This window comes from Martinezella sp. CNPSo 3890 (assembly GCF_057784455.1).
Genome location: NZ_JBXSOR010000013.1, coordinates 112,561 through 125,017, shown reverse-complemented (window position 1 = coordinate 125,017; position 12,457 = coordinate 112,561). Strand labels below are relative to the sequence as shown.

Annotated in this window: 9 protein-coding genes; 7 read left to right on the top strand and 2 right to left on the bottom strand. The window is 59.5% G+C overall.

All coding sequences use genetic code 11. From position 1 onward, the window contains the following. Window positions 1-65: 65 nt before the first annotated feature. Both AC13RC_RS25250 and AC13RC_RS25245 read right to left on the bottom strand, forming a co-directional pair. A complete protein-coding gene (locus tag AC13RC_RS25250; RefSeq protein ID WP_488558812.1) occupies window positions 66-1,043 on the bottom strand; it encodes an alpha/beta fold hydrolase in 978 nt (325 codons plus the stop codon). Between the two features lie 322 nt (window positions 1,044-1,365). Then, window positions 1,366-2,766 carry a helix-turn-helix domain-containing protein gene (locus tag AC13RC_RS25245; RefSeq protein ID WP_488558811.1) on the bottom strand — a complete coding sequence of 467 codons (1,401 nt, stop codon included), beginning with the start codon at window positions 2,764-2,766 and terminating at the stop codon, window positions 1,366-1,368. A 118-nt stretch (window positions 2,767-2,884) separates the two neighbouring features. Here AC13RC_RS25245 and AC13RC_RS25240 point away from each other — a divergent pair, with 118 nt between their 5' ends. The 7 genes from AC13RC_RS25240 to AC13RC_RS25210 are packed head-to-tail and all read left to right on the top strand — an operon-like array spanning window position 2,885 to window position 12,440. After that, a complete protein-coding gene (locus AC13RC_RS25240; RefSeq protein WP_488558810.1) occupies window positions 2,885-4,417 on the top strand; it encodes an acyl-CoA carboxylase subunit beta in 1,533 nt (510 codons plus the stop codon). A 12-nt stretch (window positions 4,418-4,429) separates the two neighbouring features. Further along, window positions 4,430-6,433, top strand: a complete 2,004-nt coding sequence (locus AC13RC_RS25235; protein ID WP_488558809.1) for an acetyl-CoA carboxylase biotin carboxylase subunit — start codon at window positions 4,430-4,432, stop codon at window positions 6,431-6,433. Between the two features lie 48 nt (window positions 6,434-6,481). Further along, entirely contained in the window at window positions 6,482-8,620 is a 2,139-nt protein-coding gene (scpA, locus tag AC13RC_RS25230; RefSeq protein ID WP_488558808.1) for a methylmalonyl-CoA mutase, read from the top strand. Window positions 8,621-8,624: 4 nt separating this feature from the next. Continuing rightward, window positions 8,625-9,026, top strand: a complete 402-nt coding sequence (gene mce, locus AC13RC_RS25225) for a methylmalonyl-CoA epimerase (protein WP_488558807.1) — start codon at window positions 8,625-8,627, stop codon at window positions 9,024-9,026. Window positions 9,027-9,073: 47 nt separating this feature from the next. Continuing rightward, window positions 9,074-9,823: an electron transfer flavoprotein subunit beta/FixA family protein gene (locus AC13RC_RS25220; protein WP_488558806.1), complete on the top strand. Its 750-nt coding sequence runs from the start codon at window positions 9,074-9,076 to the stop codon at window positions 9,821-9,823. A gap of 20 nt (window positions 9,824-9,843) precedes the next feature. Further along, window positions 9,844-10,776 (top strand): electron transfer flavoprotein subunit alpha/FixB family protein, encoded by a 933-nt coding sequence (locus AC13RC_RS25215; protein WP_488558886.1) that lies wholly within the window; start codon window positions 9,844-9,846, stop codon window positions 10,774-10,776. Next, window positions 10,776-12,440 carry an electron transfer flavoprotein-ubiquinone oxidoreductase gene (locus tag AC13RC_RS25210; RefSeq protein ID WP_488558805.1) on the top strand — a complete coding sequence of 555 codons (1,665 nt, stop codon included), beginning with the start codon at window positions 10,776-10,778 and terminating at the stop codon, window positions 12,438-12,440. Before AC13RC_RS25215 ends, AC13RC_RS25210 begins: the two co-directional genes overlap by 1 nt. Window positions 12,441-12,457: the final 17 nt, after the last annotated feature.

Genomic DNA, 12,457 nt, shown 5'->3' with positions numbered 1-12,457 from the left:
ATCAACAGGTTCTGAACCTCGAGACATGAGCCGGCTTCCGTCGGCTCATGTCGTATCGCACCGGCTTACTTCTGATCCAGGAAGGTGGTTGCTTCTTGCAGGAACAGTTCCGGATACTGGTAGAAGGAACCGTGGTTGGTGTCCGGGTAGACCACCAATTGGGCGTTCGGCAGGTTGTCTTCCAGCTTGTAGGAGTTGCTGGTGTAGTGGATCAGATCTTTGCTGCCACTGACAATCAGCACTGGCTGCTTGATCTTCTTGAGATAATCGTTCGAGTTGGCCGACGGTGCACCCCAGGCTGCGAATGCGGCGACCTGGGCCCCGTAAACGTCAGGACCGGGGTTTGCGTCGCGATCAACGGTGCGCAGGCGGATACGGTCGAGAAACTTCTGACCGGCAGCCTGGCTTTCGGGCGTCGGGTTGAAGAAGGTCGTCAGAAGGATCGTATCGGCCGGTTCATACTTCTTGGTGAGCATCGCCTGGAATTCCGGCGTGAGGGTTGCCATCCCGTCGCCGCCGCGCGGCGCACTGCCAATGAGGATGACCTTGTGAACAAGATCCGGACGCTCAAGGGCAACTTCCTGCGCAACTAGGCTTCCCAACGAGAAGCCAAGGATATCCGCCTGCTTGATGTGGAGTGCCTCGATCAGACCGATGCCATACTTGGCCATGCCTTCGACAGTGTGCGGGACCTGGCCTTCGGAGCCGGCGACGCCAGCATTGTCGAAAATGATGACTTCGCGATTCTTGGCGAAGCCGTCGGTGATCATCGGGTCCCAGTTGTCCATATTGCCGAGGAAGTGTTGAAAGAACACCAGCGGGACCCCGCCCTGCTTTCCGAAACGACGGTAGGCAAGCTTGGTACCGTCGACGGTGACGAACTGCGTCTTGGCGTGCTGATGCAGAGAACCGCTATGAACCTTGGAAGTGGCGGAGGCAGCAAAGGCAGCGGTCGGTGTCACGGCAACGGGAAGAGCCGTAGTGGCGACAAGTGTGAGGGCGGCGGTGAGCCGTACCCAACGTTTGGAAGGCGTGGCGAACATTCGGAACATCCTTGTGGACTTAAGTTGAATTCAATCGTGCATGGCGTGGACGCGACGAGGACGGGCGCCTCAGCCACGTGGACCGCTAGCTACGATATGGCACGCGACGCACTGTTTGATAATCTGCCCCAATTTGATCAGGCTGTGCGTTTCAACTTAACAATAGCCAATGGCGGCGTAAGTTTGTGAAAACGAGCCGGCAAAGGAGATTGCTTTTATTCGAGGGAAGGTTCGTTTAAATCGTCAGGACATCTTACGCCGAAGCGGCAGATTATCGCGGCGATCTTCGCACGCTTTCGTGCCGAACACCGCAAGCCGAGCGCTAGTTGAGTTCGTAGGGCAACTTGCCCCGCCGATGGTGATCGATTGTCAACTTGCGTTTGATCGCCGGCAGCGCCCGGCTTTGACAGCCGACACGCTCGCAAATCCGGCATGAGATACCAATGGGCTCGAACGCCGCCTTGTCGCCAAGATTGATCCCATCCGAATAAACGAAGGAGTCCGCATAGGATACCTCGCATCCGAATGCCAGCGCGAACCGTGTTTCACCCCGACCAAAGCCCGATCCGCCCTTCGAAACTTGCAGGGCGACCGAGAGATAACGAACGCCGTCCGGGGTTTCGGCCAGTTGCCGAATGATCTGCCCGCGGGCCTCGAAGGCCTGATGTGCGTTCCATAGCGGACAAGCCGATCCAAAGCGCGCAAATTGAAGTTTCGTCGCGCTATGGCGCTTGGTGATATTGCCAGCGCGATCAATGCGGGCGAAAAAGATCGGAATTCCCTTGTTGCCGGGCCTTTGAAGTGTCGAGAGCCGGTGACAGACCTGCTCAACGGAGACGCCGAACTTCAGCGATAGCAGTTCGACATCGTGCCGAAGCGCTTGTGCCGCCTGCAGAAACTCTCCGTAAGGCATCAGAAGAGCGCCCGCAAAATAGTTATGCAGGCCTGCCCGGCAGATTTCCTTTGCCTCGTCACTGCGAAAGCCACCATCGCGAATTTCGTCTTCGACCATGTCGGCGCCTTCGATTTGGGCCAGTTGAACCGCCACCTGAAAGACCTGTGTGGTCAGAGGGGCGAATGTGTTGATCGTCAGGATGCGGGTTCGATCGTCAAATTGCCGGAGCAGTGCATCGTCGCTGGCGTAGGCAACAGTGATGCCGTGACGCTGCGCCAGGTACTGGGCAAGTGTGCCAAGCCTCTCGCGTGTCGGACCGATTGTCTTGGCCAGTCGCTCCGCCAACGCATCGAGCGCATGAACGTAGTTGTCATGGAAATGGAAAAAATCACGAACTTCTTCGTAAGGCGTCAGGTCCTTCAGGCCACGTGCGAGCTCCTCATCGACACTGGCCAACTGTTCGCTGTTTCTCCTGTAGGCCTGATGGCAGTCGATCAACGCATGTGCAAACCCAGGTGCATTGTGGGCGATCAGTTTGAGTTCCTGGATCGTCGGCGAGTAAGCCTCAAAAAGAGGATCGGTCAGCGCCTCTGCCAATGCAGACATCAGTCGGTCGCTCTCGCCACTGCCCAGTTCTGAAATATTGATGTGAAACTTGTCTGCAAGCGCCAGAAGAACCGGTGCCGATACCGAGCGCTGATTGTTCTCGATTTGGTTGAGGTAACTGGTCGAAATTCCGAGGCGTTCCGCAAATTGGACCTGGGTGGCGTTTGCCGCAACGCGGATTTCGCGGACCTTTCGTCCGATGAACAACTTCCCGACCGCCATTTTCGCACTTTCGCAATTTTCAAATTACACTTTTATAATTCCACAATCACGCCCGATCAAGGGTTCTTCGCTTGGGGGACACGGTGTAACGATCGCTCCAAATCAGGAGGATCTCTACATGCAGGCGGTACTGGCTCACGTTGAGCATCTGCGCGCTCAAGCGCGGTTGGGCGGTGGCGAAAGCCGTATCAAAGCCCAGCACGCGAAGGGCAAGCTGACAGCGCGCGAACGTATCGAAGTGCTGTTGGACGAGGGCTCGTTCGAAGAATTCGACATGTACGTGACCCATCGCGCCGTCGACTTCGGCATGGCTGACCAGAAGGTGGCGGGCGATGGTGTCGTGACCGGCTGGGGCACGATCAACGGCCGCCAGGTCTATGTCTTCTCGCAGGACTTCACTGTTCTCGGTGGCTCGCTGTCGGAAACACATGCCGAGAAGATCTGCAAGATCATGGACATGGCGGTGCGGGTCGGCGCACCGGTGATAGGGCTGAACGACAGCGGTGGCGCTCGCATCCAGGAAGGCGTTGCCTCGCTTGCCGGCTATGCGGAGGTGTTCCGGCGCAATGTCGAAGCCTCCGGCGTTGTACCGCAGATCTCGGTCATCATGGGCCCCTGCGCCGGTGGCGCCGTTTACTCGCCGGCCATGACCGACTTCATCTTCATGGTGCGCGACACTTCCTATATGTTCGTGACCGGCCCCGATGTCGTAAAGACCGTCACCAACGAGATCGTTACGGCCGAAGAGCTTGGCGGTGCTCGCACCCATACGCAGAAATCATCGGTCGCCGATGCCGCCTACGACAACGATATCGAGACGCTTGAAGCAGTACGCCAGCTCTTCGATTTTTTGCCGCTGAACAATCGCGAAAGGCCGCCAGTCCGGCCATTCTTCGACGATCCTGGCCGCATAGAGAACCGGCTGGACACACTGATCCCGGACAGCGCGGCGACACCGTATGACATGAAAGAACTCATCGTCGCGCTGGCAGACGAGGGCGATTTCTTCGAGATCCAGCAAGCCTTCGCAAAGAACATCATCACCGGCTTCATCCGCATGGAAGGCCAGACGGTCGGTGTCGTCGCCAATCAGCCCATGGTGCTGGCCGGCTGCCTAGATATCGACTCCTCGCGCAAGGCAGCCCGCTTCGTGCGTTTCTGCGATGCTTTCTCGATCCCGATCCTCACGCTGGTCGACGTTCCGGGTTTTCTGCCAGGCACTGCGCAGGAATACGGCGGCGTCATCAAGCATGGCGCTAAACTTCTCTTCGCCTACTCCGAAGCAACCGTGCCGATGGTCACTCTCATTACACGCAAGGCTTATGGCGGCGCCTATGACGTCATGGCCTCCAAACATATCGGCGCGGATTTCAATTACGCCTGGCCCACGGCTGAGATCGCCGTGATGGGCGCCAAGGGCGCGACCGAAATCCTCTATCGTTCCGAACTTGGCGATCCGGAAAAGATCGCAGCACGCACGAAGGAATACGAGCAGCGTTTTGCCAATCCCTTCGTCGCTGCCGAGCGCGGCTTCATCGACGAGGTGATCATGCCGCACTCGTCGCGGCGACGCATCGCCCGGGCGTTTGCCTCGCTCCGCAACAAGCAGGCGAGCCCCCACTGGAAAAAGCACGACACGATTCCGCTGTGAGATCTGAGATTGATGTTCAAGAAAATTCTGATAGCCAACCGAGGTGAAATCGCCTGCCGGGTCATCAAGACGGCAAGAAAGATGGGGATCGCAACGGTAGCGGTCTATTCCGACGCCGACCGTAATGCCTTGCATGTCAAGATGGCTGATGAGGCTGTACATATCGGGCCAGCGCCGTCATCCCAGTCCTATATCGTCATCGACAAGATCCTCGACGCCATCCGAACGACAGGCGCGGACGCCGTCCATCCTGGTTATGGCTTTCTGTCCGAAAATGCCGCCTTTGCTGCGGCACTGGAAAAGGCCGGCGTTGCTTTTATCGGACCGCCGGTAAAGGCCATCGAGGCGATGGGCGACAAGATCACCTCCAAGAAGATCGCGGCTGACGCCGGCGTCAGTACGGTGCCCGGTCACATGGGGCTGATCGAGGATGCCGGCGAGGCTGTAAAGATCGCCTCCGAAATCGGCTATCCGGTCATGATCAAGGCGTCTGCGGGCGGCGGCGGCAAGGGCATGCGGATCGCCTGGAGCGACGCGGAGGCCCGCGAAGGCTTTCAGTCTTCGAAAAACGAGGCGAAATCATCCTTCGGCGACGATCGCATCTTCATCGAGAAGTTCGTTACCCAGCCGCGCCATATCGAAATTCAGGTCCTCGGCGACCAGCAGGGCAATACACTCTATCTCGGTGAGCGGGAGTGCTCAATCCAACGACGAAACCAAAAGGTCATCGAGGAAGCGCCTTCGCCCTTCCTGGATGAGGCAACACGCAGAGCGATGGGTGAGCAGGCTGTCGCGCTTGCAAAGGCTGTCGGCTATTTCTCGGCCGGGACCGTCGAGTTCATCGTTGATGGCAGCCGCAATTTCTACTTCCTCGAGATGAACACCCGCCTCCAGGTCGAACATCCGGTCACCGAGCTGATCACCGGTATCGACATCGTCGAGCAGATGATTCGGGTTGCGGCCGGCGAGACGCTGACGTTTGGACAGCGTGAGGTAAAGCTGAACGGCTGGGCGATCGAAAGCCGGCTTTATGCCGAAGACCCTTATCGCAACTTTCTGCCGTCAATTGGTCGGCTAACACGATATAGACCTCCTGAGGAAGGCAAGAAAGCCAACGACATCATCGTGCGCAATGACACGGGCGTGTTCGAGGGCGGCGAGATATCGATCTATTACGATCCGATGATCGCCAAGCTGTGTACCTGGGCCCCCGATCGCCTTGGCGCGATTGATGCCATGGCATCGGCGCTCGACGATTTCGAAGTGGAAGGCATCGGCAACAATCTGCCGTTCCTTTCAGCGGTCATGCGGCAGGACCGCTTTCGGTCCGGCAAGCTAACGACAGCCTATATCGCCGAAGAATTTCCGGAAGGCTTCGTTGGCGTCGAAGCGAGTGAGAGCGATGCAAGGATGTTGTCGGCCGTGGCGGCCACCATCAATCAGGTCGTACAGAGTCGAGCCGCTCAAATTTCGGGCACAATCGGCAATCATCGCCGGGTCATTGGCGATACGTGGGTCGTCACCTTCGGGGGATGGCAGATGGAGCTTTCGCTCGACACCCACGGCAAAGCCGTCGTGGTGAAGTTTACGGACAGCACGACGCTTCGGGTGCAGAGCAACTGGCAACCCGGCCGCAGCCACGCCGTTTTTAACGTGAACGGCGAAGATGAGGCCATCAAGGTTGATCTGATCGCCTCGTCGATCAGACTGCGCTGGCGCGGGATCGATGCGTCGGTATCGGTGCGGTCGCCGCGCAATGCCGAATTGGCGTCGCTGATGCCCGCTAAGAAGGAAGCCGACACGTCGAAAATGCTCCAGTGCCCGATGCCCGGCGTCCTGACGCACGTTGCCGTGGAAGAGGGAGCTGCCGTCGAGGCCGGACAGACCCTTGCCGTGATCGAGGCCATGAAAATGGAAAATGTGCTGAAGGCTGAGCGTCCAGGCGTGGTCAAGCGCCTGGCAGCGAAGGTTGGAAGTAGTCTCGCGGTCGATGAACTCATCATGGAATTTGTGTGACGTCTGCGATCGAGGGCGGCCACACGGATTGGAGGAGCGCGTATAGAGATGGGTGAAACATCACGCACAGCTTGGGAAGCGTTGGCGGAGAAGGAGCTCAGGAGCTCGCCCGACAAGCTGGTCTGGCACACCCCGGAAGGCATCAAGGTCAAGCCGCTCTATACGAGCGACGATCTTGCTGGCGTCGACCATCTCGATAGCCTGCCGGGGTTCGCACCATTCACTCGCGGGCCGCGGGCGACCATGTATGCCGGCAGGCCCTGGACGATCCGGCAATATGCCGGGTTTTCCACCGCCGAAGCCTCCAATGCCTTTTACCGCAAGGCGCTCGCCGCCGGTCAGCAGGGCGTGTCCGTCGCTTTCGACCTTGCCACACACCGTGGCTATGACAGCGACCATCCGCGTGTCGAGGGCGATGTCGGCAAGGCAGGTGTTGCGATCGACAGCGTCGAGGACATGAACATCCTCTTCGATGGCATTCCGCTTGAGAAGGTCTCGGTTTCGATGACGATGAACGGCGCTGTCATCCCGATCCTTGCCAACTTCATCGTAGCGGGCGAGGAGCAGGGCGTGTCGCGCGCCGAGCTCTCGGGGACCATCCAGAACGATATCCTCAAGGAGTTCATGGTCCGCAACACGTATATCTACCCACCTGAGCCATCGATGAGGATCGTCGCCGACATCATCGAATACACGGCAAAGGAAATGCCGCGCTTCAATTCGATCTCGATCTCCGGCTATCATATGCAGGAAGCGGGTGCGACGCTGGTGCAGGAACTGGCCTTCACGCTGGCCGACGGGCGCGAATATGTGCGCGCGGCGATTGCCAAGGGCCTTGATGTCGACGACTTTGCCGGACGTCTCTCCTTCTTCTTCGCGATCGGCATGAATTTCTTCATGGAGGCGGCGAAGCTGCGTGCGGCCCGCCTCCTCTGGACCAGGATCATGGAGGAGTTCCAGCCGAAGAAGGCTTCGTCGCTGATGCTGCGCACGCATTGCCAGACGTCCGGCGTCTCGCTGCAGGAGCAGGATCCCTACAACAACATCATCCGCACCGCGTATGAGGCAATGTCTGCCGTGCTCGGCGGAACGCAGTCGCTGCACACCAATGCCCTGGACGAGGCGATTGCCCTGCCGACAGAATTTTCGGCCCGCATCGCCCGCAACACCCAGCTGATCCTGCAGCACGAGACCGGCGTCACCAAGGTCGTCGATCCGCTCGCAGGCTCCTATTACGTCGAGAGCCTGACCAAGGAGCTTGCCGACAAGGCCTGGGCGCTGATCGAGGAAGTCGAGGCGCTTGGCGGCATGACGAAGGCCGTCAACGAAGGCCTGCCGAAGCGGCTGATCGAGGAGGCCGCAACGCGCCGTCAGGCGGCCGTCGACAAGGGCGACGAGGTGATCGTCGGCGTCAACAAATACCGTCTGGAAGACGAAGAGGACATCGAGATCCTGGCGATCGACAATGCCGTCGTCCGTGCAGCGCAGATCAAGCGGATTGAAGACACCCGCAGTCGGCGTGATCCGGCCGTCGCCGCGGAGAGGCTCGCTGTGCTTTCGCAGATCGCAAAAAGCGGGAACGGCAATTTGCTTGCAGCCGCTGTGGATGCAGCGCGGGCGCGCGCCACTGTCGGCGAAATTTCAGACGCGATGCGCCAAGCCTTTGGCGACCATGCTGCTGTCCCGAAGGTTATCAAGAACATCTATGGCGATGCCTACGAGGGTCAGCCGGAGCTCGCAAGCGTCAAGGATCGGATGGTCGAGGTCAGCGCCAAACTGGGCAGGGCGCCGAAAATCATGGTGGCCAAGCTTGGACAAGACGGCCATGACCGCGGAGCAAAAATCATCGCTTCTGCCTTCGGCGACATCGGTTTCGACGTACTCGCCGGTCCGCTCTTTCAGACCCCCGATGAGGCAGCCGATCTGGCTGTCAAGGAGCAGGTCCATATCGTCGGCATGTCCTCGCTGGCAGCCGGTCACAAAACCTTGGCGCCGCAGCTCGTCGAAGCGTTGCGAGCCAAGGGAGCGGACAAGGTCGTCGTTGTGGCAGGCGGTGTCATCCCCCGCCAGGACTACGACTATCTGATCGAGCACGGCGTGAGCGCCGTCTACGGGCCTGGAACCAATGTCATGGAAGCGGCCAATTCGATCTTGGATATTCTCGAAGGAAAGCGGAGGAACCGTTAGGATCATGACTCTAGGTGCACTCAATCACGTAGCTATAGCAGTTCCAGATCTCGAGATTGCCGCTGATAGGTACCGGTCACTGGGCGCGATTTTGACCGACATCCAGGAACTGCCCGAACACGGTGTCAGGGTCATTTTTGTCCAATTGCCAAACACCAAGGTCGAGCTGATGGCTCCGCTTGGAGCGGGTTCTCCGATTTCCGGATTCCTTGAAAAGAACCCGGGTGGCGGTATCCACCATCTGTGTTTCGAGGTCGAGGATATCAATGCAGCAGCCGGTGCCCTGACAAAGAACGGTGTCAGGGTGCTTGGCGACGGCATCAAGACGGGCGCGCACGGCAAGCCCGTTCTATTCGCTCATCCGAAGGATTTCCAGGGCACGCTCGTCGAGTTCGAGGAGGCGTAAGCTGCCGCGATGTCGAATAACGCAATTCGAAATGAATGGAGGGCATTTTGAAAATTCTCGTCCCAGTGAAGCGGGTGGTTGATTACAACGTTAAGATCCGCGTCAAGCCTGACGGTACGGGTGTTGAGCTCGCCAACGTCAAGATGTCGATGAACCCGTTCGATGAGATCTCGGTGGAAGAGGCGCTTCGCCTGAAGGAAGCCGGCAAGGCTGAGGAAGTGGTCGTCGTCTCGATCGGTCCGGCCAAGGTCGAGGAAACGCTGCGCACCGCGCTCGCCATGGGTGCCGACCGCGCCGTTCTCGTCGAGACCGAAGATGCCGTTGAGCCGCTCGCCGTCGCCAAAATTCTGAAGGGCGTTGCCGACGCTGAAAAGCCCGGCCTGATCATCGTCGGCAAGCAGGCAATCGATGACGACTGTAACCAGACCGGCCAGATGCTTGCCGCCCTCCTTGGCACCGCCCAGGCAACCTTCGCCTCGAAAATCGAGATCGGCGACGGCAAGGCAACCGTGACCCGCGAAGTCGACGGCGGCCTGCAGACGATCGACGTCAAGCTCCCGGCTGTCGTCACCACCGACCTGCGCTTGAACGAACCGCGCTACGCTTCGCTGCCGAACATCATGAAGGCCAAGAAGAAGCCGCTCGACAAGAAGAGCCCGTCAGATTTCAGCGTCGATACCGCCCCGCGCCTCAAGGTGCTGAAGACCGAAGAACCCTCAGCCCGCAAGGCCGGCATCAAGGTCAAATCCGTCGCCGAGCTTGTCGACAAGCTCAAGAACGAAGCAGGCGTGCTCTAGAAGGAATTGGTGCTGGAATGATGAAAACACTCCTCATCGCAGACCACGATCATGGACGTCTGTCAGACCATACGGCGCGCGCCTTGACCGCCGCGGTGCAGATCGGATCCACAGTCGATATTCTGGTCGCAGGCCAAAGCGCTCACTCTGCGGCAGAACAGGCCGCGCATTTGGCAGGAGCATCGCGCGTGCTCGTCGCTGACGACGACAACCACGACTACGGTCTGGCCGAGCCCCTCGCTGACCTGATTGTGTCGATTGCAGGCGGCTACCACACTGTTATTGCAGCGGCGACGTCCAGCGGCAAGAACGTGCTCCCGCGCGTCGCAGCACTTCTCGATGTCGCGCAGGTATCCGAGATTATAGAAGTCCTGTCACCCTACACGTTCAAACGCCCGATCTACGCCGGCAACGCGCTTCAGACGGTGTTTTCAACCGACTCCAAACGTGTGGTGACGGTGCGCAGCACATCTTTCGCCGCATCACCGACCATGAGCAACAGCGTGTCGATCAATCGCGTCACGCTGACGGCGATCTCCGATCTGTCATCCCTTGTGGGGGAAACGGTCGCGCAAAACGACCGGCCGGACCTGGCATCGGCCAAGATCGTCATCTCGGGCGGTCGCGCGCTCGGCTCTTCGGAAAAGTTCCAGGAAGTTATCCTTCCCGTCGCCGACAAGCTAGGGGCCGCCGTCGGCGCCTCGCGCGCCGCCGTTGATGCCGGTTACGCTCCGAACGACTGGCAGGTCGGACAGACCGGCAAGGTCGTCGCGCCGCAGCTCTATATCGCGGTCGGCATCTCCGGTGCGATCCAGCATCTCGCCGGCATGAAGGATTCGAAGGTCATCGTCGCCATCAACAAGGACGAGGAAGCGCCGATCTTCCAGGTCGCCGATTATGGCCTCGTCGGCGATCTCTTCGAGGCCCTGCCGGAACTGCAGAAGTCGATCTGATGACCGAAGCAACTGAACTGCCGGAACGCGAGAGCATGGAATTCGACGTTGTGATTATCGGCGCAGGTCCAGCGGGCCTGTCGGCTGCGATCCGGCTGAAGCAGATCAACGCGGATCTGACCGTCGTCGTGCTCGAGAAGGGGGCCGAGGTCGGCGCGCATATCCTGTCGGGCGCCGTCGTCGACCCGATCGGCATCGACCGGCTGCTGCCGGGCTGGCGCGACGAGGAGGGGCATCCCTTCAAGACCGAGGTGACATCCGATGACTTCCTGTTCTTAGGCCCCGCCGGTTCCGTCCGACTGCCGAATTTCCTGATGCCGCCGCTGATGAACAATCACGGCAATTACATCGTCTCCCTCGGCAACGTCTGTCGCTGGCTGGCCGAAAAGGCCGAGGCGCTTGGCGTCGAAATCTATCCCGGCTTTGCCGCGACCGAAGTGCTCTATAATGACGAGGGCGCCGTCATCGGCGTCGCCACCGGCGACATGGGCATCGAGAAGAACGGCGAACCCGGCCCGAACTACACGCGCGGCATGGCGCTCTTAGGCAAATATGTGCTTGTTGGAGAGGGCGTGCGCGGCTCGCTCGCCAAGCAGCTCATCGCCAAGTTCGATCTCTCGCGGAACAGCGACGTCCCCAAGTTCGGCATCGGCATCAAGGAACTCTGGGAGGTGAAGCCGGAGAACCATCGACAGGGCCTCGTGCAGCATTCCTTCGGCTGGCCGCTCGGCATGAAGACGGGCGGCGGTTCCTTCCTCTATCATCTCGAGGACAATCTCGTCGCCGTCGGCTTTGTCGTCCACCTGAACTACAAGAACCCCTATCTCTATCCTTTTGAGGAGTTCCAGCGCTTCAAGACGCATCCGGCGATCCGCGGCACCTTCGAGGGCGGCAAGCGCATTTCCTATGGCGCGCGCGCCATCACCGAAGGCGGCTATCAATCGGTGCCGAAGCTGACCTTCCCGGGCGGCGCCCTGATCGGCTGTTCCGCCGGCTTCGTCAACGTGCCCCGCATCAAGGGCAGCCACAATGCAGTGCTGTCGGGCATGCTGGCGGCCGACAAGATCGCAGACGCGATCGCCGCCGGCCGCGGCAATGACGAGGTGATCGAGATCGAGAACGAATGGCGTTCTTCGGATATCGGCAAGGACCTGAAGCGCGTCCGGAACGTCAAGCCGCTATGGTCGAAGTTCGGCACGGCGATCGGCGTGGCGCTCGGCGGCCTCGACATGTGGACGAACCAGCTGTTCGGCTTCTCCTTCTTCGGCACGCTGAAGCACGGCAAGACGGACGCCGCCTCGCTGGAGCCTGCCGCCCAGCACCGGAAGATCGACTATCCGAAGCCGGATGGCGTCCTGACCTTCGACCGTCTCTCCTCGGTGTTCCTGTCGAACACCAATCATGAGGAAGATCAGCCGGTGCATCTGCAGGTGAAGGACATGGCGTTGCAGGTGTCGTCGGAGCACGATGTCTTTGCTGGTCCTTCGACGCGCTACTGTCCGGCCGGCGTCTATGAATGGGTAGAAAACGGCCAGACCCATACCTTCGTGATCAACGCCCAGAACTGCGTTCACTGCAAGACCTGCGACATCAAGGACCCCAACCAGAACATCAACTGGGTTCCCCCGCAGGGCGGCGAGGGGCCGGTTTATCCCAATATGTAACGAGACGAGATTGGATC